The organism is Paracidovorax citrulli, from assembly GCF_900100305.1.
In the GTDB taxonomy this organism is placed as follows: domain Bacteria; phylum Pseudomonadota; class Gammaproteobacteria; order Burkholderiales; family Burkholderiaceae_C; genus Paracidovorax; species Paracidovorax citrulli.
Genome location: NZ_FNEY01000014.1, coordinates 89293 through 111282, shown reverse-complemented (window position 1 = coordinate 111282; position 21990 = coordinate 89293). Strand labels below are relative to the sequence as shown.

The window sequence follows — 21990 nt, the reverse complement described above, 5'->3', positions numbered from 1 at the left end:
GCGTCAGGCGGCGGGGCTGGCGATCGCCTGGTCGATGGCGCCGAACAGGCTCTGGCCGGCCTTGTTCTTCATCTCGATGCGGATGGTGTCGCCGAATTTCATGAACTCGGTGGAGGGCTTGCCGTCCTGGATGGTCTCGATGCAGCGCTTCTCGGCGATGCAGCTGTAGCCCTTGGGCCATTCCATGCGGCCGTTCTGCTCCACGCCTTTGTTGCTGACCGTGCCGCTGCCCACGATGGAGCCGGCGCGCACGTTGCGGGTCTTGCAGATGTGGGCGATCAACTGCCCGAAATGGAAGGTCATCTCGGGCCCGGCATCGCACATGCCGACCTTGCGGCCGTTCCAGGTGGACTGCAGCGTGAGGTTCAGGCGCCCCCCCTCCCAGGCGTCGCCCAGCTCGTCCAGCGTGACGGCCACGGGGCTGAAGGCGGTGGCGGGCTTGGACTGGAAGAAGCCGAAGCCCTTGGCCAGCTCCGCGGGGATCAGGTTGCGCAGGGAGACGTCGTTGGCCAGCATCACCAGCCGGATGCCGTCGAGCGCCTGCTCGGGCGTGGCGCCCATCTTCACGTCGCCGGTCACCACCGCGATCTCGGCCTCGAAATCGATGCCCATGGCCTCGCTGGGCACCACCACGTCGTCGCAGGGGCCCAGGAAATCATCGCTGCCGCCCTGGTACATGAGCGGATCGGCGTAGAAGCTCTCGGGCACCTCGGCGTTGCGCGCCTTGCGCACCAGCTCCACGTGGTTGATGTAGGCAGAGCCGTCCGCCCACTGGTAGGCGCGCGGCAGCGGGGCCATGCAGCGCTCGGGCTCGAAGGGGAAGGCATGCGGCGCGCGGCCGGCATTGAGCTGCTCGTAGAGGTCCTGCAGCTGCGGGGCGAGGAAGCCCCAGTCGTCGAGCACCTGCTGCAGGCGGCTCGCGATGCCGGTCGCATAATGCGCCGTGCCCAGGTCGCGGGAAACGACGACCAGCTGGCCGTCGCGGGAACCATCTTTGTAGGTGGCGAGTTTCATGGGGCTCAGACCTTGTTGTCTCCGCAGCGAGCCGGTACGCTGCCTGACACAAATTACGAATGGTTAAATTGATTTAACTAAACAAAACTGCGGGAATTCTATTGCAGATGGACAAGGAAAGGGCGGGCATTCAATCGGTGGAAGTGGGCTTCTCGCTGCTGGAGGGCCTGACGCGCAGCCGGGGCCCGCTGATGCTCAAGGACCTCGCCGCCGCCGCCGGCATGAGCGCCGCCAAGGCGCACCGCTACCTCGTGAGCTTCCAGCGCATGGGCCTCGTCGCGCAGGATCAGCGCACCGCCCGCTACGACCTGGGCCCGGCGGCCCTGAAGCTCGGACTGGCCTCCCTCGCCCGGCTGGACCCGGTGCGGCTCGCCCGCGAGCGCCTGCCGGCCCTCATGGAAGACATCCAGCAGACGCTGGCCCTGGCCGTCTGGGGCAACCGGGGGCCGACCATCGTCCATTGGGAGGAGTCGCACCAGTCCGTCACCGCCAACCTGCGGCTGGGCGACGTGATGCCGCTGCTGTCCTCCGCCACCGGCCGTTGCTTCGCCGCGCACCTGGCGCCCGACGTGACGGCCGGGCTCATCGCCGAGGAACTGGCCGAGGCCGCCCGGCGCGGCCGCAAGGACATTCCCGCCACGCCCGAGGCCCTGCAGCCCATGCTGGAGGAAGTGCGCCAGCGCGGCTCCGCGCGCGTGGTGGACACGCTGCTGCCGGGCATCGTGGCCTTCTGCGCGCCGGTGTTCGACGCGGGCGGCCACCTGGCCCTGGGCATCACCACGCTGGGCTCCATCGCCACGTTCGACCCGGAATGGGGCGGCGCCATCGACGCGCCGCTGCGTGCCGTGGCGCGCCGGCTCTCCAGCGACCTGGGCTACGGGCAGGCATGAGCATGGCCGCTGCCTGCCGCCGCGGGGGCCGCTGATGCCGCGCCGCGTCCTGGCGGCGCTCACCGCCCTGGTGGCCGCCCTGCATGCGCTCGTGCTGTTCGGCCTGCCGCGCTGGACCGGCGGCACGGACGCAGGACGGCCCGAACGCATGGCCTTCCATACGCGCATGCTGGCGCCACCGCCCGCCCCGCCGGCCCCGGAACCCGCCGCCGCGCCGGAACCGCCTGCGGCGCAGCCGGCCGCGCCGCCATCACCACCATCACCGCCGCCCAGGCCGGCGAAAGTCCGCAAGCCGCGCCCCGCGCCGCCGGCTCCGCCCCCCGTGCCAGCCCCCTCGCCCTCTCCGGCCGAAGAGGCCGCTCCGGCCCCCCCGCCAGTCCCTGCCGACGCAGGCGAGGCGCCGTCCGCCCCCCCGATGGCGGAGGCGGCCCCCTCCTCCGCCACGGAAGCGACAGCGGACACGGCCACGGACGCGGCCCAGGCGGCGCGGACCGCCGCACAGGCCGCCGCGGCCCTGGCCAGCGCCCCCTCCTCCGCCGCTTCCTCCGCCGCTTCCTCCGCGGCATCCGGCGCAACGGCTGCCGCGGCCCCGGCACCCGCCGCCGGCGCCAGCGATCCCGCCGACACCCGCAATGCGGGCGTGGAGATCCGCCCTCCGAACGGGCCTGCCACCGATGCCAGCGCCAACCCGCCGCCCGTGCGCCTGCCACCCTCGCTGCGCCTCGCGTTCGACGTGAGCGGCGAAGTGAAGAAATTCACCTACCGTGCCGATGCCACGCTCGTCTGGCGCCACGACGATGCCGGCTACGAGGCCCGGCAGGAGATCAAGGCCTTCCTGCTCGGATCCCGGTCGCAGACCAGCAGCGGCGTGGTCACGCCCGCGGGCCTGCAGCCCAGGCGCTTCGGCGACCAGGCCAGCAGGGAGCAGGCGGCGGATTTCGACTTCGGCGCGGGCCGTGCCACCTTCAGCGGGGGCAACGCCCCGGCCGCCATCGCCGCGGGCGCGCAGGACCGGCTGAGCGTGTTCATCCAGCTCGGTGCCCTGCTGGCGGCCGCGCCCGAGCGCTACCCCGACGGCACCCGCATCACCTTCACCACCGTGGGAGCCCGTAATGCCGACCGCTGGACCTTCACCATCGAAGGCACCGAGACGCTCGACCTGCCGATAGGCCCCACCCCGGCGCTGAAGCTGGAACGCCTGCCGCGCCGCGATGCCGACGAGAAGGCGGAACTGTGGCTGGCCCCCTCGCTGGGCTTCCTGCCCGCCCGCATCCGCCTCACCAAGGGCAATGGAGATTACGCCGACCTGCAGCTGTCGGGCCGCGGCAGCCCCTGAAGCGGGCGGGCCGCCCCTCGCGCGCGGGCAGGCGGCCACGCCAGGGCGGTGTGCGGTTTCGCCCACAGCTTCGTGGGACGGTGGCGTGACTTCGCCCCGCAGCCTGCACGGCCGGGCTTTTCATGAAATACTGGGCTCACGCATCCGCTTTCGGGCGCGCCGTCCGGGCTCCGGTCCGGGAGGGCTGGCACGGCGTATGCAAGGACGGGTTTCCGAGGGTCTTGAACTTCGGGGCCCGGGTGGCCATCTGACCCAAGTAAACGATTGTTTGACCGACAGGGGAACACCATGCACATGCTCTACGACTCCGACTCCTTCGTGGTGGTCCACATGCAGCCCGACACCGGCGAGGCCGAGGCACCCGCTGGCGTGCCGCCCGTGCACCAGCTCGTGCGCCACGGCTTCGAGATCGTGGACAAGCGCTCCGGCAAGGAGGTGTACCTCGACGGCTCCTGGGCCGAGATGTTCCAGCAGCAGATCCTGGCCTGGCAGCGCGACACGCCCACCCAGGAAGAGGTGGACGACACGCTCGACGGGTACGTGGGGCTGGCGCAGAACCCGGTGGTGGTGCACTGAGGCCCACCTCCATCCCGGATCAACCAAGCACCCTTTTCGGGTGCTTTTTTCTTTGGGCGCCCGCAATCTGCAGCGAGCCCTGGAGCGCTGGCGATCAGTCCGCCCGGGGGCGGACTTTCCATGCCAGCATGGCCGCGCCCGCAAGGCACGCGCCGATGATGGCGGAGGTGACGGAGAACCCGACCTGCACCGCCCCGGCACCCGCCCCCTGGGGCGCCAGGACAAAAAAGAGCCCCCCGATGACGGCCACGGAAATCGCCGCGCCGATCTGCAGGGTGGCGTGGACCAGGCCCGCGGACAGCCCCGCCCAGCGGGCATCAACCTGGTCCATGTTCAGGCGCACCAGGGCCGGCATGGCCATGCCCTGGCCCAGGCCGATGGCGAACAGCGGCAGGACGAGCCACGGCGCATGGTGGGCCACGGCCAGGGCCGAGGCGCTCAGCATGCCCAGCACCTCGACCACCATGCCGAAGGTGGCCGTTCCCGCGCCCAGCCGCAGGGCGGCCCCGCGGCTGCACAGCGAGCCGCACAGGAACCCCACGCCCATCGGCATGAGCGCCAGCCCCGCGGCGAGAGGGCCACGGCCCAGGCCCGCCTGCTGGTAGATGGAGAAAATCAGGAAGAACGGCGCGATGGAATAAAAGCACAGCGTGGCAGCCAGGCTGCGGCGCAGCCCCGGCTGCGCCAGCAGCGACGGCGCGAGCAGCGGCGCACCACCCGCACGCTCCAGGCCCTGTTCGAAACGCCAGAAAGCCCGCAGCAGCGGCACACATGCCACCAGCAGCCCGAAGCACCACCAGGGCCATCCGTGCTCGCGGCCTTCGATCAGGGGAATCAGCAGCGCCAGCAGGCCGGCCGCCAGGAGGCCTGCGCCGCGCACGTCCAGCAGCATCGCCTGTGCCGAGCGGCTCTCCCGCACCAGCATCAGCGTGGCGGGCACGGCCAGGGCGACGACGGGTAGATTGACCAGGAAAACGCTGCGCCAGCCCAGGCCGAACCAGTCGGCGGCCACCAGTGCGCCCCCCAGGCCCTGTCCTGCCACGGCGGCCATCCCGAAGACGGCCCCGTACAGGCCCAGAGCGCGGTTCTTCTCGTGCGCGGGAAAAAGGGCGTGGATCGTTGCCAGCGGCTGCGGCGCCATGACGGCGGCGGTCAGCCCCTGCAGCAGGCGGCCGACCACCAGCACACCGGGGGACGTGGCCAGCCCGCACAGCACCGACGACGCGCCGAACCCCAGCATGCCGCAGATGAAAACGCGCCGGCGGCCGTACAGGTCGCCGAGCCGGCCGCCCAGGATCAGCGTGACGGCATACGCAGCGGCATACACGGAAATGACCATTTGCGACATGGCTGCACTGGCCGCCAGGTCGGCGCGCATGGCCGGCAGCGCGACATTGACGATGAAGAAATCCAGCGGGGGCAGCAAGGCACCGGTCAGCAGCACGGCGAGCGCCATCCAGCGGCGCGCATCGGGACGGATCCCCGCTCCGGCCTGCCCCTGGGGCAAGGCTGCGGGTTCTGCGAGGAGAGTCCCCTGGCTGGACAATATTCTTTCGGGCATGCAAAACCCCTCCTTCTTGCAGAGTGCGGAGCCGCGCGCCCTCAGGCCCCGATACGGTGGAAAACGCCTGCGGCGCTTATGGCTTGGAACGTTCGGAGATGGCGACGGCGGGCGGCAATGCCTCGGTGGGATAGCCAGCCAGATCGCCCCCGTTGAGTTCGATATGCCCGCGATACCGCTGGCGGATGGCGGCGAGTTCATCGCCGCCCAGGGGCGTGACCGCCGCGCCGGCGGGCACGGACGTGGCCCTGACATATTCCTCGAAGCCCGGCCGGGGGAATATCCAGATGACGGTCGCCGTCGTATTGCCGGTATTTTCAAAACCCATCCAGGTTCCGGCCGGGGCGTAGGCCATGCCCCCCGGCCCGACAACCCGGTGCTGGTCGCCGACGTGCGCAAGCAGTGAGCCCGACTGCACGATGACGAGCTCCTCCATGTGCGGGTGCTGGTGCAGGGGTATCTTCTTTCCCGGAGCGATGTCTTCGGTGCCGGCGGAGAAATCGCGCGCGCCCGCCGTCACGGGATCGACCTTGATGGTCATGGGATAGCCCCACCGCCGCGTGAGCTGTTCGCCTTCGCTGGCCTGGAGCAGCAGGGGAATCGGCTCTCGCGCCCAGCCGCTGCCAGCGTGGAAAATCGAAAGGACGCACAGGGAAGTGATGGCGGGTAGTCTGAATACCGCGCGAAGGGCGAAGACCATGGGTGGATTCCGGTAGTTGGCGCTCCGGACACGAGGAGTCCGGCACCGGAATTTTCAGACTCAACCGTTGTCGAAACAATAAGTAACAACAACTGCACTGCATAGCGGCACGCGATGCTTTGCATGAAAAAGGGCAACTTTTCAGAGAGAAACACGCACCATTAACTGCCCTGGAGGTGGGTCGCCGCCATGGCGAGCCCGTGGTCCTGCGGATCGCGGCGCAGCGCCTGCATGCGGGCGGGCACATGTTCCACCAAGTGGAGAACGGTGTCTGGCTGACCTCATCGGTGCCCCCCGGATTCCCGTCTCTCGCACACGACTGATTCCGGTCCGCCTGGCGAGACTCCGGCGAGTAACGCGGTGCCGGTGCCCGAAGGCGCGAGGACGCCCCCCGGACTATGCGGCGCCCCGCCGCCGCGCCATCTCCTGCCCCATGCCATCCAGCACGGCCTCCGGCAGCAGCCCCTGCGCCACCGGATAGGCCACCGCCTCCTCCCGGTCAATGTGCCCGGCATACAGGTCGGCAAAATCGTCCAGCGCCCGCTCCTGTTCCGGCGACCAGGGCAGCGCACCGGGCTCCCCGCCCGCCACGGCGGCCAGCGGCACGCGCGCCTGCGACCACAGCATTGCCATGGCGGCATGATCGCGCTGCAACTGCCGTACGAGGTCCACCACCGGGGCGGGCCCCTGCGCCAGCAGCGGCGGAAACACGTGCAGTTCCTCGTCCTCGTGGTGCAGTGGCGCGGCGATGTCGAAGTAGCGCAGCACGTCGCGCGCGGCCTCGCGGGCCTGCGCGTCGCAGCCCTGCACGCGCAGGTGGGCGCGCAGGCGCTCCAGCAGCCCCAGCGTGCGCTGCACGCGCTCGTGGCAGGCGTGCAGCATCTCGAAGGGCTGGTCGAAGCCGGCGGCGGGGCTGCGCAGGCCGGGGACGGCCGCATCGGCAGCGCCAGCGCCGGGAGGCCGGGATGGAAAGGGGACGGACGAGCGGATCATCGGGCGGCGGGGGAAGACCGGGGTGTTCCGGCATTGTCCTCCCGGGCTGCGGGCCGGCCGCTCGCACCGCGGCCCGCACCATTGACCTGGGGCAATGGCCGCGACCTGGCACAGCCCGGACGCCGCTCCGCCGAAGCGATCACGCGCTGTCTGGCGCTACGATCGATGCGGTGCCCGCGAGTCCATCTGCCCAAGCCTGAGCCGCCCCCACAATGCTCGCGGCAAATGCAGGGGCCATTCGGCTCGGGCTGCGTGCAACCACAGGCAAGGAGGAACCAGGATGATCGACCACACCGGCATCGCCGTCGCCGACTACGAGAAGAGCAAGGCGTTCTACACCCAGGCGCTCGCGCCCCTGGGCTACCAATTGCTCATGGAAGTGAGCGCGGAACTCACGGGCAGCACGGACATGGCCGGCTTCGGCGAGCCGCCCAAGACCGACTTCTGGATCCGCAGCGGCGGCCCCAACCGGCCGGCCATCCACGTCGCGTTCCGGGCGGCCGACCGCGCGGCGGTGGATGCCTTCCATGCCGCGGCCCTGGCGGCGGGCGGCACCGACAACGGCCCCCCGGGCGTGCGACCGCACTACCACCCCCACTACTACGGTGCTTTCGTGTGCGACCCGGACGGGCACAACGTCGAGGCGGTGTGCCACGCGCCCCCCGCATGAGGGGCCGGCAAGCCCTGAGGACGCCTCCTGCCGCAGTTGTTCCCCGACCAGACTGCCTGCCAGCTTCCTGGCGGCCTTCATCTTCGCCCCCGCAGGACCGCCTGGTGGCCGGAGAGTTCGTAGCCCTGCGATCCCCCTTCCTGCAGGGCGCTCTCGACCGCTTCGGCAAGGCGCGGATCGTCCCCGTCGGGACGGACCCGCCCCTCCGCCATGGGAGGCTCCATGCGCGGGCCGGAGCGACATGCCCGTCCGGGCCTGCCCGGATCTATCCGCAGCTGCCCAGGTTCCCGCACTGCGTGCAGTAATCGCATCCGTCCTTGCGGATCACGGCATGCGCGCCGCACTCGGGGCACTTGCGGCCGGCCATCGCGGGAGGCAGGCCGGTGGGCGCGGCGGGAGCGTCCAGCGGCAGCTCCTGCTGGCGCATGGGCCCGGCGGGCGCGGCGGCGCGCTGGGCCAGGATGTTCTGGATGGCGTAGGCGATGGCGGCCACTTCCGAGTCGTGCCAGAGCGGCACGCGGGCGCCGTCGGCACGGGTGTGCGTGCCCAGGCGCACGGGCCCGCGGTCCCACGCGACCTTGCGCATGTCGCTGAGCGCACGCTCCAGGAAGCCGCCGCGCGCGGCGAGCGAGAGCAGGCGCATGCTGGAGGTGATCCACTGCTGCGATTCGCCGCTCTGCCCCACGGGCATGAAAAACTCGATCGCGCGGTCCACCGTGCCGCCGTGGCCGTCCGGCACGGGCAGGAACGAGACGATTAGGTAGAGCGTCTTGCGGCCCTCCTGTGTCCAGTACTCCACCTTCTCGGCCACGGCGGAGAGCGCGCCTTTGGGGCGGCTTTCGATCACGGCGCGCATCGGGTCCGCGGGCGTGGCGGGAGGCATGGCTGACGACTGCACGGCCGGCCTATCCGCAGACTCTGATGCGTCGTGCGCAGCGGATGTGGTCGCGGTGCCGGCCTCCGGCGCGGCAGCCGGCGCCTCCAGCACCGCGCCCAGGATGGCGTTGGGCCGGTAGGTGGCCAGGCCCTTGAGGCGCGCGCGCCAGGCATGCAGATAGAGGTTCTTGAAGTCCTCGTAGGGATAGTCGGCCGGCATGTTCACGGTCTTGGAGATGGCCGTGTCGATGAAGGGCTGCACGGCCTCCATCATCGCGATGTGCCCGGCAGCGGGCATCTGCAGCGCGCTCACGAAGTAGTCGGGCAGAGCGTTCACGTCGCCGCCCAGCGCACCGTAGAGGCGCCAGGCGTGGTCCTCCACCGCGTATTCGCTGGTGCTGCCGTCGGCCTCGCGCTTGCGGCGGGTGTAAGTCCACGAGAACGGCGGCTCGATGCCGTTGGAGGCGTTGTCTGCGAAAGCGAGGCTCACGGTGCCGGTGGGCGCGATCGAGAGCAAGTGGCTGTTGCGGATGCCGTGGGTGCGGATGGCCTCCTGCAGCGCGGCCGGCAGGCGGCTTGCGAAGGTGCCGGGCGCGAGGTAGCCCGCGGCGTCGAACTTCGGGAACACGCCTTTCTCTTTCGCCAGCTCCACCGAGGCGGCATAGGCGGCGTCGCGCATGCATTCGGCGATGCGCATGGCCATGGCGCGGCCCGCATCGGTGTCGTAGCGCAGGCGCAGCATGGCAAGGGTATTGCCCAGTCCCGTGAAGCCCACGCCGATGCGCCGCTTGGCCGCGGATTCGGCCCGCTGCTGCGGCAGCGGCCAGAAGGTGACGTCCAGCACGTTGTCGAGCGCGCGCACCTGCGTGGCGACGCTGGCCGCGAAAGCATCGAAATCGAAGGCCGGCTCGCCGGCGAAGCCGAACGGATGGCGGACGAAGCGCGGCAGGATGATGGGGCCGAGGTCGCAGCAGCCGTAGGAAGGCAGCGGCTGCTCGCCGCAGTTGTGCACGCAGAGGCCATTGGCGTCGAAGGCATGGCAGTCGGCCACGGTGACGTCGTAGACGTCCTCGTGTCCGTCCGGCAGCACGTCCTGCACGGTGGCGGTGAACGGCTCACGGTTCAGCGCACGCCGATAGCCGGAGAGCGCCGTCGCCAGCCGCTCGGCCTTGTCCGCGTCTTCGAAGCCGATGCGTTCGGCGAAAACGCGCAGGTTGTCGCCGCTCACGACGAGTTCGTGCTGCGCCCGTATGGCATACGGCTCCTGGCCGCCGCGCCCATCGGGCAGCAGGCGCAACCCGGCCGTGCGCCGGTCCGGGTACAGCGTGGAGGCGATGCCCAGGCGCAGCAGCATGCGCTGCACGGTCTGCAGCAACGCCGGGTTGCTCTGCGCGAGCCGCACGCTCACGCCCTTGTCCTGGCGGCCCTGCACCGAGCCATCGGTATCGAAGAGGCCGCGCAGCAGGCCCACCGAGAACGCGGACGATGCGCGCTCCATGGCGGCGGTGATGGTTTTCGCGCCGGGGCGCATGCCCATGTGCAGCGCCAGCGCACGCACGGCGCCGCTGGCCATGCGCCGCTCCGCGCAGGCCCCGCCGCTGCGCGCCACCGTGCGCTGGAATCCGCGGAAATCCGCCCGGTGCGACAGCGTCGCCGCTGCAGCCTCGGCGGCCCTCAGGATGCCGTGCGCGCCGCTGGAGGGCGCGGGCGCGCCATTGGCGACGAGCAGCGCATCTTCCTCTTGCTCTTGCGCGAGCCAGACGGAGATCACCGCCTTGTCGGCCTTCAAGGTGCCGTCGCCGATCAGCAGGCCCAGCAGGTAGCCTTCGGCCCCGGTGCCCTCGCCCCTCCAGCCCGGCAGGGCGCGGTGGTCGTTCAGCACGATGTCGTCGCCGGGCTGCAGCGCGCCCGCGGCCACCCACTCCAACTCGCGCACGTAGCGGGTCTGTTTCGCCACGCGCCGCACCAAGTGGTCTTCCGTCAGCCGCAACGCGTGGCCCTGGCGGGTGCGCAGCCGCAGCACGGGCTTGTGGCCGGTGGCGAAGAAGCCGGCGCTGAGCGTGGGGAAGGCGCGCCCGTCCACGATCGCGGTGAACGGCCTGCCGACGAGGTCGGCCACCTGCGCGGGGCCGGCGTCCGTCATCACCCAGGTGTCCGCCGTCACGCAGGGATTCGTGGCCGCGATGCTTTCGCAGTACGCCAGGTTGTTGTCGGTGTTGACGCGATCGAGGAACAGGATGCCCGGCTCGGCGAAATCGTAGGCCGAGCGCATGATCGTGTCCCACAGCTCCCGCGCGGGCAGCGTGCGATAGACCCACTGGCCGTCGGCGCGCTGGCGGGCGCCCTCCTCGCGCAGCGCGGCGCCGGGGCGCGCGGGATGCACCAGCTCCCACGGCGCATCGTCCAGAACGGCCTGCACGAAGGCATCGGGCACTCCGACGGAGACATTGAAGTTGTTCCAGCGGCCGGGCGTGCGCTTGGCGGTGATGAAGTCCAGCACGTCCGGGTGGTCGATGCGCAGCACGCCCATCTGCGCGCCGCGGCGCGCGCCCGCGCTCTCCACCGTGGCGCAGGACTGGTCGAACACATTGATGTAGCTGCAGGGCCCCGAGGCCATGGAGGCCGTGCCCTTCACCTCGGCGCCGCGCGGGCGGATGCGCGAGAAGTCGTAGCCCACGCCGCCGCCGCGCCGCATGGTCTCGGCCGCTTCGCGCAATGCTTCGTAGATGCCGGGGTAGCCGCCCTCGTCCATGCCCTGGATGCAGTCGCCCACGGGCTGCACGAAGCAGTTGATGAGCGTGGCCTGGATGGCGGTGCCCGCGGCGCTCATGATGCGCCCCGCGCCGATGGCGCCGGCCCGCAGGTTGGCGAGGAAGCGCGCCTCGATCGCCTCGCGCACTTCGGGCGCCTCGACCGAGGCCAGGGCGCGGGCCACGCGCCGGTAGAGCGTCTCGGCATCGGCCTCGCCGGGCTTGAGGTACTTTTCGCGCAGCACGTCGAGGCTGATGGGCTGCTCGGGCAGGCGGGGCGCCGCGTCGGGCGCGAGGGAGTCGATCGGATCGCGTTGCATGGGTTCCAGTTCCTGAACACGGCCAAGCCGTCTTTCTACTCCTGCGCCGGCGCGCCGCACTGGGCTATGTCAACGTCGGCGCAAAGGACTTGCCCGTCGTGCTCGACGTAGGGCGCATAGGGCCCGGTGCCGCTGTGGTCGGCACTGGATGCGGCCACGAAACCGGCCTGCTCCAGGTCGAAGACATGCACCTCGCCTTCCTCGATCACGTAGTGCCAGCCATGCAGCGTGAGTTCGCCCGCCTGCACGCGGCGCCGCACCATGGGGTAGTCCATGAGGCGTTCGAGCTGCAGCACCACGGCACGCTGTTCGGTACGCCGCAGCGCCTCGGGCGTGGCCTGCACGGGCAGCACGGCTTCGCGGCCGAGCTCCAGCCAGCGCTGCAGGTTGAGGGCTTCGGCCGGCACCTCGCCGTAGAGCGCCTTCACCGCGCCGCAGTGGCTGTGCCCGCAGACGACGATGCGCCGCACCTGCAGGCTGAGCACCGCGAATTCGATCGCGGCGGCCGTGCCGTGGTGGCCGTGCGAGCCGTCGCAGGGCGGAACGAAGGCGCCCACGTTGCGCACCAGGAAGAGTTCGCCCGGCCCCGTGCCGGTGAGCAGGTGCGGCACCAGGCGCGAATCGGAGCAGCCGATGAAGAGCGTGGTGGGCCGCTGGCCCTGCGCCACCAGGTCCTGGAAGCGCTGGCGGTAGCGCGGGAACGCATCGTCGTGGAAACGGCGCAGGCGCTGCAGCAGCTCGTCGGGCATGGCGTGGCGGAGCCCGGGAACGCTACTGCACGAGCGGCGTGTCGGCGCCGTCCAGGTCCACGCCCTGCAGCGCGGCTTCGCCCGCGAGCACCTGCAGGTACTGCCGCAGCGCGTTCACCCAGGACTGCTGGCGCAGCGCGAGCGCGACGGCCTCGCGCACCTCGCCGTAGCCGCGCTGGCGGCCCGCGTCGCGCGCCACCACCTCCACCACGTGCAGGCCGAAGCGGCTGTGCACCAGGCGCGGCAGCACGCCGACCTCCTGCGCGCCGAACACCTCGCGCGCGAACTCGGGCGCGCAGTCGCCGCGCGCCAGCCAGCCCAGGTCGCCACCCTCCGCGCCGGTAGGGCAGTTGGACCATTGCCGTGCGGCACGCGCGAAGGCCTCGCCTCCGTCGTGGGCGCAGCGCAGTTGCAGCAGTTCGGCTTCGGCGCGTTCGCGCAGGCGCTGCACGTCCACGCCCGGCGTCACGGCATAGAGGACGTGCCGCAGGTGCACGCGCTCGCCGTCGCGGTAGCGCGCGGTGTGCGCCTCGTAGTGGCGGCGGCAGGCATCCTCCGACGGGTCGGGCACGGCGAGGGCCTGCTCCAGCAGTGCCTCGATGGCCTGCGTCGCGGCTTCGGAGGTGGTGCCGTCGTCGGCGGGCGCGTCATCGGCCGCCAACAGGCCGGCGCGCTGGGCGGCCTGGCGCAGCAGCTCGGTGCAGGCACGCTGGCGCAGCGTGTCCGCATCGGGCGCATCATCCGCGCGGTGCAGCGCGACGCCGTTGACCGAGGCAACGGGGCCCGGGACGGCCGGCGCGGGCGAGCCGGGACCGTGCCCGGGAAGGTCCGCATCGAAGCCGGGGGCGATGCCGACGGCGTGATCCAGATCGCCCCCGGAACCGGAGCCGCGGCAGCCGGTGGAGGCAGGAGAGTCTTGGCAGGTGCAGGACATGGTGTGCTCCGGTGCGAAGGCCGCTAGCGCGTGGCGCGCGGGTTGTCGATGGCGCGGGCCACGTCGGGCGACGGCACGGCGCTGGGCTGGCCAGGCAGGTCGTGGCCCGGCGGCACGTTCATGCGGCGCGAACGCACCAGCTGCGGTGCGCGCAGCAGGTAGGCGGCGGTGCCGAAGCCGCTCCACACGTGCACCAGCCGGCTGAACGGGAAGAGCAGGAAGATCGTCATGCCGAACACGATGTGGAACAGGTAGGGCCACGGCAGCACCGCGAGCGCGGTGGCATCCACCGGCCGCAGCGTGACGATGCGCTGCGCCCAGTCGGCCAGGATCAGCATCACGCTGCCGTCGGTGTGCTGCATCGAGTACGGCAGCGTGACGAGCCCCACCACCAGCTGCACCCACAGCACCACGAGCACCGCGATGTCGGTCGCGTGGCTGGTGTGGCGGATGCGCGGGTCGAACAGCCGCCGCCACAGCAGCATGCTGAGGCCGGCGAAGCACATCGCGCCCGCCACGCCGCCGGCCGACACGGCCATCATCTGCTTGGCGGCCGCGCTCATGAAAACGCCATAGACGCTGTGCGGCGTGAGCAGGCCCACCATGTGCCCGAAGAACAGGAACAGCACGCCGAAGTGGAACAGGTTGCTGCCCCAGCGCAGCAGGCCGGCGCGCAGCATCTGGGAGGAATCGCTCTTCCAGGAATACTGGTTCTGGTCGAAGCGGATCAGGCTGCCCACCACGAACACGGTGAAGCAGACATACGGGTACACCTGGAACAGGAAATCGTGCAGGGCGGCGGTCATGGGTTCGCTCCTCGGGATGCGCCGGAGCTTCCGGCGCGGACGATGTGGATGGGCTGGGGCTGGCCGGCGCGGGCCTGGCCGAGGTTGGCGCAGCCGTCGAAGGCCGCGGGCTCGGTCCAGCTCTCGTCGATGCCGGGCTCAGGGGCCGCCTTCGCGGGCGCGGCGGGCACCTGGGGCACCGGCTGGCCCGCGAGTTCCAGCAGCGCGGCGAACACGGCCGCATAGGCCTGCGCATACGGCGCCGCCTGCGCGCTGCCGCGCTGCACGAGTGCGCCGTGGATGGCGGCCAGCAGGTGCGCGATCTCGCCGAGGAAGGCGCGCGCCTCGCGCGGCGGCTGGGTGGAGACGAACTCCAGCACCGCCGGCAGGTAGTCGGGCAATTCGTCCTCGCGCAGCAGCAGGCCGGCGCGGGCGTAGGTCTCGCCCAGGTCGATCATGGCGGGGCCGCGATCGCGCGAATCGCCGTGCACGTGCTCGAAGAGGTGCAGCGAGGTGGCGCGCCCGCGGTCGAACAGCTCCACGTAGGCGGTCTCGGCATCGAGCGGGTCGCCCGCGCCGAGCAGTTCCAGCAGGCCGGCGACCTGCGCGCGGCGCGGTGCGGCCAGCGCGGCATCGGCATCGAGCAGCGCGGGCAGTTCCGCCAGGTGCGCGCGCAGCGCGGCGCCGGGGTAGTCGAGCAGCGCGCCCAAGACGCGCAGCGTGGCGCTGCCGGGATGGCGGCCGGCGATGGCCGCCCGGGCAGTGCGGAGGTCGGTGGTGGCGCCCATGTCAGACTTCCGCCTTGATGGGGATGGTGCGCTTCTTCTCGGCACCGAACAGGCTCACGTCGCTCACGCCGTCGGAGCAGCCGTTGCCGAAGCTGAAGCCGCAGCCGCCGCGCACGTTGAAGGCGTTCTCCGCATACTCGCGGTGCGTGGTGGGGATGACGAAACGGTCTTCGTAGTTGGCGATGGCCATGGTCTGGTACATGTCCTCCACCTCCTCCTGCGTGAGGCCCACCTGCGCGAGCACGTCGAGGTCGGTGCGCTGCTCCACGTGCTTCGCACGCTGGAAGGCGCGCATGGCGAGCATGCGTTCGAGCGCGCGCACCACCGGAGCGGTGTCGCCGGCCGTGAGCAGGTTGGCGAGGTACTGCACGGGAATGCGCAGCTGGCCCACGTCCGGGATGAGGCCGTTGGCACCCACGTGCCCCGCGTTGGCCGCGGCGCTGATGGGCGAGAGCGGCGGCACGTACCAGACCATCGGCAGCGTGCGGTACTCGGGGTGCAGCGGCAGGGCCACCTTCCAGTCCACCGCCATCTTGTAAACAGGGCTCCTGCGCGCGGCCTCCATCCAGGCGTCGGGAATGCCGTCGATGCGGGCCTGCGCGATCACCTCGGGGTCGTTCGGGTCCAGGAAGATGTCGAGCTGCGCGCGGTACAGGTCGCGGTCGCGCTCCACGCTCGCGGCCTCGGCGATGCGGTCGGCGTCGTAGAGCAGCACGCCCAGGTAGCGGATGCGGCCCACGCAGGTCTCCGAGCACACGGTGGGCTGGCCCGACTCGATGCGCGGATAGCAGAAGATGCACTTCTCGGCCTTGCCGCTCTTCCAGTTGTAGTAGATCTTCTTGTAGGGGCAGCCCGAGACGCACATGCGCCAGCCGCGGCACTTGTCCTGGTCGATGAGGACGATGCCGTCTTCCTCGCGCTTGTAGATCGAGCCCGAGGGGCACGAGGCCACGCACGCCGGATTGAGGCAGTGCTCGCACAGGCGCGGCAGGTACATCATGAAGGTGTTCTCGAACTGCGCGTACATGTCCTTCTGCACGTCCTCGAAGTTCCTGTCGCGGCTGCGCTTGGAGAATTCGCCGCCCAGGATCTCTTCCCAGTTCGGGCCCCAGACGATCTTGTCCATCTGCCTGCCCGTGATCAGGCTGCGCGGGCGCGCGGTGGGCGCGGCCTTCATCTCGGGCGCGGACTGCAGGTGCGCGTAGTCGTAGGTGAAGGGTTCGTAGTAGTCGTCGATCTCCGGCAGGTTGGGGTTGGCGAAGATCTTCATCAAAAGCTTCCACTTCGCGCCCTGGCGCGGCGCGATGGAGCCGTCCGCGCGCCGCACCCAGCCGCCGTTCCAGCGGTCCTGGTTCTCCCAGTCCTTGGGGTAGCCGACGCCGGGCTTGGTCTCGACGTTGTTGAACCAGGCGTATTCCATGCCCGGGCGGCTGGTCCAGACGTTCTTGCAGGTGACGGAGCAGGTGTGGCAGCCGATGCACTTGTCCAGGTTGAGCACCATGCCGATCTGTGCGCGGACTCTCATGCGGTTTCTCCTTGGTCCAGGGTGGGGCGGACGAGCGGGTCGGCGACGGGCGTGTCGAGCCAGTCCACGCGGTTCATCTTGCGCAGCACGATGAATTCGTCGCGGTTGGTGCCGATCGTTCCGTAGTAGTTGAAGCCGTAGCTCAGCTGCGCGTAGCCGCCGATCATGTGGGTGGGCTTGAGCACCACGCGCGTCATCGAGTTGTGGATGCCGCCGCGCGTGCCGGTCACCTCCGAGCCGGGGGTGTTCACGATCTTTTCCTGGGCGTGGTACATCATCACCATGCCGGGCTTCACACGCTGGCTCACCACCGCGCGGGCGGTGAGCGCGCCGTTGGCGTTGAAGAGTTCGATCCAGTCGTTGTCCTCGATCTGCGCGCGCTTCGCGTCGTCCTCGCTGATCCACACGCAGGGCCCGCCGCGGCTCAGGGTGAGCATGAGCAGGTTGTCGGTGTAGGTCGAGTGGATGCCCCACTTCTGGTGCGGCGTGATGAAGTTGAGCGCGATCTCGGGGTGGCCGTTGGGCTTGCGGCCCTGCACTTCGGCCGTGGCCTTCAGGTCCACCGGCGGGCGGTAGCTGCTGAAGCCCTCGCCGAACGCCTGCATCCACGGGTGGTCGATGTAGAACTGCTGGCGGCCCGTGAGGGTGCGCCACGGGATGAGCTCGTGCACGTTGGTGTAGCCGGCGTTGTAGCTCACCTTCTCGCTTTCCAGCCCGCTCCAGGTGGGCGAGCTGATGATCTTGCGCGGCTGGGCCTGCACGTCGCGGAAGCGGATCTTCTCGTCCTCGCGGTGCAGCGCCAGGTGGGTGTGGTCGCGGCCGGTCTGCCGGCCGAGCGCGTCCCAGGCCTTCACGGCCACGTGGCCGTTGGTTTCGGGCGCGAGCTGCAGGATCACCTCGCAGGCATCGATGTCGGAATCGATGCGCGGCATGCCCTGCGTGGGGCCGTTGTCCGGCACGGTACCGTTGAGCTCGCGCAGCTGCTGCACCTCGTCCTTCGTGTCCCAGCCGATGCCCTTGCCGCCGTTGCCCACCTTCTCCATCAGGGGACCGAGCGCGGTGAAGCGGCGGTAGAGGTTCGGGTAGTCGCGCTCCACCACGCTCATCTGCGGCCCGGTCTTGCCGGGGATGAGATCGCATTCGCCGCGCGTCCAGTCGGCCACGCCGAAGGGCTGGGCGAGTTCGCCGGGCGTGTCGTGCGCGATGGGGCTCAGCACCAGGTCGCGCTCCACGCCCAGGTGGCCGGGCGCGAGTGCGCTGAACGCACGGGCGAAGCCCTTGTAGATCTCCCAGTCGCTGCGCGACTGCCAGGCCGGGTCCACCGCCGTGGAGAGCGGGTGGATGAACGGGTGCATGTCGCTGGTGTTGAGGTCGTTCTTCTCGTACCAGGTGGCGGTGGGCAGCACGATGTCCGAATAGAGGCACGTGGTGCTCATGCGGAAGTCGAGCGTGACCAGCAGGTCCAGCTTGCCCTCGGGCGCCTGCGCGTGCCATTCCACCTCGGCGGGCTTCGCATCGCCCTCGCCCAGGTCCTTGCCCTGCACGCCGTTGCGCGTGCCCAGCAGGTGCTTGAGGAAGTATTCGTGCCCCTTGCCCGACGAGCCCAGGATGTTGGAGCGCCACACGAACATGTTGCGCGGCCAGTTGTCCGGGTGGTCCGGGTCGGTGCAGCTCATCTTGAGCGACCCGCTCTGCAGGCCCTGCACCGCATACGCCTTCGGGTCCATGCCCGCGGCCTCGGCGTCGCGCACCACCTGCAGCGGGTTGGTCTGCAGCTGCGGCGCGGAGGGCAGCCAGCCCATGCGCTCGGCGCGCACGTTGTAGTCGATCATGCTGCCGCCGAACTGAGCGCGGTCGGCCAGGGGCGAGAGCACCTCTTCCACGCCGAGCTTCTCGTAGCGCCACTGGTCGGTGTGCGCGTAGAAGAAGCTGGTGGAGTTCTGCTGGCGCGGCGGGCGCACCCAGTCGAGCGCGAAGGCCAGCGCCGTCCAGCCGGTCTGCGGCCGCAGCTTCTCCTGGCCCACGTAGTGCGCCCAGCCGCCGCCGCTCTGGCCGATGCAGCCGCACATCATCAGCATGTTGATGATGCCGCGGTAGTTCATGTCGCAGTGGTACCAGTGGTTCATCGCCGCGCCGATGATGACCATCGAGCGGCCGCGCGTGCGGTGCGCGTTCTCGGCGAACTGGCGCGCCACCGCGATCACCTGCGCGCGCGGCGTGCCGGTGATCTTCTCCTGCCATGCGGGGGTGTAGGGCGTGTCGTCGTCGTAGCCGGTGGCGGCGTTCTCGCCGGGCAGGCCGCGCGCCACGCCGTACTGCGCCACCTGCAGGTCGAACACGGTGGCCACGAGCACCTCGCGCGCCGTGCCATCCGCATCCACGGTGGCCAGGCGCCGCACGGGCACGGTGCGCGCGATCACGTCGGACTGCACGTTCGCCGGGAAATGCTCGCTTTCGATGCCGCCGAAGTACGGGAAGCCGACCTGCGCCGTCTCCCAGCCCTGGGCTTCATGGGGGCCGCCTTCCATCAGCGACAGGCGCAGCCGCACCGCCTCGCCCGTGCGCGCGTCCTTGTCCTCCAGGTTCCACTGGCCCTGGTCGGCGCGGCCGTCCGGGCCCCAGCGGAAGCCGATCGCGCCCTGCGGGCACACCACCTCGCCGTGCGCATCGAGCGCCACGGTCTTCCACTCGGGATGGTTGTCCTGGCCCAGCCGGTCCGCGAAATCGCTGGCGCGCACGTAGCGGTCGGGCACGCGCACCACGCGGCCGTCCGGCAGCGCCTGCTCGCGCAGCGTCACCAGCATGGGCATGTCGGTGTAGCGGCGCACATACTCGTCGAAGTACGCGCTGCGCTCGCCCTGCTCGGGGAAGTAGAACTCCTTGAGGATCACGTGGCCCATGGCCATCGCCACGGCGGCGTCGGTGCCCTGCTTGGGGTTCATCCAGAGGTCGGCCAGCTTGGCGACTTCGGAATAGTCGGGCGTCACGGCCACCGTCTTCGTGCCCTTGTAGCGCACCTCGGTGAAGAAGTGGGCGTCCGGCGTGCGCGTCTGCGGCACGTTGGAACCCCAGGCGATGATGTAGCCGGCGTTGTACCAGTCGGCCGATTCGGGCACGTCGGTCTGCTCGCCCCAGACCTGCGGGCTGGAGGGCGGCAGGTCGCAGTACCAGTCGTAGAAGCTCATGCACACGCCGCCGATCAGGCTCAGGTAGCGCGAACCGGCCGCGTAGCTCACCATCGACATCGCGGGAATCGGCGAGAAGCCGATGATGCGGTCCGGCCCGTGGCGCCGGATGGTGTGGATGTTGGCGGCCGCGACGATCTCGTTCACCTCGTCCCAGCTGGAGCGCGCGAAGCCGCCCAGGCCGCGCACGCGCTGCCAGCCCTGGCGCGTGGCCTCGTCGCCGACGATCGCGGCCCAGGCCTCCACCGGCCCTATCGTGGCCCGCGCCTCGCGCCAGGCCTTGAGCAGGCGCCCGCGCACCATGGGGTACTTCACGCGGTTGGCGCTGTAGAGGTACCAGCTGTAGCTCGCGCCGCGCGCGCAGCCGCGCGGCTCGTGGTTGGGCATGTCCCAGCGGGTGCGCGGGTAGTCGGTCTGCTGGGTTTCCCAGGTGACGATCCCGCCCTTGACATAGATCTTCCACGAGCACGAGCCCGTGCAGTTCACGCCGTGGGTGGAGCGCACGGTCTTGTCGTGCGCCCAGCGGTTGCGGTAGGCGTCTTCCCAGGTGCGGTCTTCGCCATTGACCTGGCCATGGCCGCCCGCGAACGATTCGCGCGGCTGCCTGAAGTACGTGAGGCGGTCGAGAAAGTGACTCATCGTGGTTCCTTGGAAAGTCGTCATGTCATCCGTCGTGTTGACGCTGCGCCCGCTTCGCCGGGAGCTGGCACGCCATCACGCATCCGGTGGCCGCGGAGCAGGCCGCGCCAGCACACACCGTGGAACCGGCTTGGCCGGGCCACCGGTGTGGTCCCCCTTCCCACGCGCAGCGTGAGAGAAGGGGGAAGCGGCGCAGCCGCACAGGGGGTAGGTCATCAACACGGCATCTCTGCATGGCGGCGCGCGTAGTACCACCAGGTGATGCCGATGCAGAGCGCGTAGAACGCGGCGAACGCCCACAGCGCCAGTTCCGGCCCCCCCGTCGCGGCGATGGAGCTGCCGTAGCTCTTGGGGATGAAGAAGCCGCCGTAGGCGCCCAGCGCGCCCGCGAAGCCCAGGGCCGCGGCGCCTTCGGTGTTGCCCTCGCGGGTGGCCTGGGCGCGGGCCCCGGCGCCGCCCGTGCGTACTTCGGCCAGGCGCAGGTTCAGGAAGATCACGGGGATCATCCGGAAGGTCGATCCGTTGCCGATGCCGGTCGTCAGGAACAGCACCATGAACATCGCGAAGAAGCCCGCGAAGCTGCCCTGCGCCGGCCCGAAGGCGAGCGCGTAGCCACCCGTGCCCTTGGGCAGGAAGGCCAGCACGCCCAGCACGGCCAGGGCCATCGCCACGAAGTTCCACAGCGTGACCCGCGCGCCGCCCAGCTTGTCCGACAGCCATCCGCCCACGGGCCGGATCAGCGCGCCCACCAGCGGCCCGAGCCATGCGTAGGCGAGCGGATTCACCTCGGGGAACTGGCTCTTGATGAGCAGCGGAAAGCCCGCGGAAAAGCCGATGAACGAGCCGAAGGTGCCCAGGTACAGCACGCACATGATCCAGTTGTGCTTGCGGCGGAAGATGGCGGCCTGGGCCGCGAACGAGGCGCGCGCGTCGGCGATGTCGTTCATGCCGAACCATGCGGCCAGCGACGCGAGCGCGATCCAGGGCACCCAGACGAAGGCCGCGTTCTGCGCCCACACCTGCTGCGCCTGGCCGTTCTTCACCATCGTCTGCGCATCGCCGCCCAGCACGCCGAACACGCCGGCCGTGATCACCAGCGGGCTCAGGAACTGCACCACCGACACGCCCAGGTTGCCCAGCCCCGCGTTCACGCCCAGCGCCGAACCCTTGCGCTCCTTCGGGAAGAAGAAGCTGATGTTGGCCATGCTGGAGCTGAAATTGCCGCCGCCCAGGCCGCACAGCAGCGCGAGCGCCAGCATCGTCGGGTAGGCCGTCGTGCTGTCCTGCACCGCGAAGCCGATGCCGAGGGCCGGGACCAGCAGCGACGCGGTGGAGATCGCCGTCCAGCGGCGCCCGCCCACCAGGGGCACCATGAACGAGTAGAAGATGCGCAGCGTGGCACCCGAGAGCGCGGGCGCCGCCGCCAGCCAGAAGAGCTGGTTGGTGGAATAGCGGAAGCCCAGCGCCGGCAGGCTCACGGCGACCACGCTCCAGACCTGCCAGATGGCGAAGGACAGGAACAGCGCGGGCACCGAGATCCACAGGTTCAGGCGCGCGATGGCTTCGCCTTCGCGTTCCCAGAACTCCTTGTCCTCCGGGGTCCACAGGGTCAGCACGCGCCCGGCCCGGGCACCGCCGCGGGAGGGAGAGGAAGAAGAGGAAGAAGGGGTGGCAGGCATGTCACGGTCTCCTTGCATTG

General features: G+C 70.4%; 16 protein-coding genes. 4 read left to right on the top strand and 12 right to left on the bottom strand.

Annotated elements, in window-relative coordinates:
• Nucleotides 1-3 precede the first annotated feature (3 nt).
• Entirely contained in the window at nt 4-1014 is a 1011-nt protein-coding gene (locus BLR99_RS11670; protein ID WP_011793902.1) for a fumarylacetoacetate hydrolase family protein, read from the bottom strand.
• 107 nt (nt 1015-1121) lie between these two features.
• On the opposite strand from BLR99_RS11670, the gene BLR99_RS11665 reads away from it, so the two are divergent.
• From BLR99_RS11665 to BLR99_RS11655, 3 genes are all read left to right on the top strand, one after another.
• Nucleotides 1122-1904 (top strand): IclR family transcriptional regulator, encoded by a 783-nt coding sequence (locus BLR99_RS11665; RefSeq protein ID WP_011793901.1) that lies wholly within the window; start codon nt 1122-1124, stop codon nt 1902-1904.
• A 34-nt stretch (nt 1905-1938) separates the two neighbouring features.
• Entirely contained in the window at nt 1939-3240 is a 1302-nt protein-coding gene (locus BLR99_RS11660; protein WP_041827224.1) for a DUF3108 domain-containing protein, read from the top strand.
• A 288-nt stretch (nt 3241-3528) separates the two neighbouring features.
• On the top strand, nt 3529-3816 hold the full coding sequence (locus BLR99_RS11655) for a BTH_I0359 family protein (RefSeq protein WP_011793899.1): 288 nt from the start codon (nt 3529-3531) through the stop codon (nt 3814-3816).
• 94 nt (nt 3817-3910) lie between these two features.
• Here BLR99_RS11655 and BLR99_RS11650 read toward each other — a convergent pair whose 3' ends face one another.
• From BLR99_RS11650 to BLR99_RS11635, 3 genes are all read right to left on the bottom strand, one after another.
• Complete coding sequence (locus BLR99_RS11650; protein ID WP_011793898.1) at nt 3911-5377, bottom strand: MFS transporter; 1467 nt, start codon at nt 5375-5377, stop codon at nt 3911-3913.
• A 76-nt stretch (nt 5378-5453) separates the two neighbouring features.
• Entirely contained in the window at nt 5454-6077 is a 624-nt protein-coding gene (locus BLR99_RS11645) for a cupin domain-containing protein (RefSeq protein WP_011793897.1), read from the bottom strand.
• Nucleotides 6078-6473: 396 nt separating this feature from the next.
• On the bottom strand, nt 6474-7070 hold the full coding sequence (locus tag BLR99_RS11635) for a hemerythrin domain-containing protein (protein ID WP_011793843.1): 597 nt from the start codon (nt 7068-7070) through the stop codon (nt 6474-6476).
• Nucleotides 7071-7350: 280 nt separating this feature from the next.
• Between BLR99_RS11635 and BLR99_RS11630 the strand changes: the two genes are divergently transcribed.
• Nucleotides 7351-7740, top strand: a complete 390-nt coding sequence (locus BLR99_RS11630) for a VOC family protein (RefSeq protein ID WP_011793842.1) — start codon at nt 7351-7353, stop codon at nt 7738-7740.
• Nucleotides 7741-8005: 265 nt separating this feature from the next.
• On the opposite strand, the gene BLR99_RS11625 is transcribed toward BLR99_RS11630, so the two are convergent.
• The 8 genes from BLR99_RS11625 to BLR99_RS11590 form a co-directional block, all read right to left on the bottom strand.
• The gene (locus tag BLR99_RS11625; RefSeq protein WP_011793841.1) at nt 8006-11686 is read right to left on the bottom strand and encodes a ribonucleotide reductase barrel domain-containing protein; all 3681 of its coding nucleotides are present in this window, start codon (nt 11684-11686) and stop codon (nt 8006-8008) included.
• 35 nt (nt 11687-11721) lie between these two features.
• On the bottom strand, nt 11722-12435 hold the full coding sequence (locus BLR99_RS11620) for a carbonic anhydrase (RefSeq protein WP_011793840.1): 714 nt from the start codon (nt 12433-12435) through the stop codon (nt 11722-11724).
• Nucleotides 12436-12457: 22 nt separating this feature from the next.
• On the bottom strand, nt 12458-13369 hold the full coding sequence (locus BLR99_RS11615) for a peptidylprolyl isomerase (RefSeq protein ID WP_011793839.1): 912 nt from the start codon (nt 13367-13369) through the stop codon (nt 12458-12460).
• 23 nt (nt 13370-13392) lie between these two features.
• The gene (gene narI, locus BLR99_RS11610; RefSeq protein WP_017440331.1) at nt 13393-14175 is read right to left on the bottom strand and encodes a respiratory nitrate reductase subunit gamma; all 783 of its coding nucleotides are present in this window, start codon (nt 14173-14175) and stop codon (nt 13393-13395) included.
• On the bottom strand, nt 14172-14942 hold the full coding sequence (gene narJ / locus BLR99_RS11605) for a nitrate reductase molybdenum cofactor assembly chaperone (protein WP_011793837.1): 771 nt from the start codon (nt 14940-14942) through the stop codon (nt 14172-14174). The genes narI and narJ overlap by 4 nt, the downstream gene beginning before the upstream one ends.
• 1 nt (nt 14943) lies before the next feature.
• Nucleotides 14944-16467, bottom strand: coding sequence for a nitrate reductase subunit beta (gene narH / locus BLR99_RS11600; RefSeq protein ID WP_011793836.1), 1524 nt, complete (start codon nt 16465-16467; stop codon nt 14944-14946).
• Nucleotides 16464-20291 carry a nitrate reductase subunit alpha gene (locus tag BLR99_RS11595; protein WP_017438285.1) on the bottom strand — a complete coding sequence of 1276 codons (3828 nt, stop codon included), beginning with the start codon at nt 20289-20291 and terminating at the stop codon, nt 16464-16466. The genes narH and BLR99_RS11595 overlap by 4 nt, the downstream gene beginning before the upstream one ends.
• Nucleotides 20292-20506: 215 nt before the next feature.
• Nucleotides 20507-21970, bottom strand: coding sequence for a NarK family nitrate/nitrite MFS transporter (locus BLR99_RS11590; protein WP_011793834.1), 1464 nt, complete (start codon nt 21968-21970; stop codon nt 20507-20509).
• Between the last annotated feature and the right edge of the window lie 20 nt (nt 21971-21990).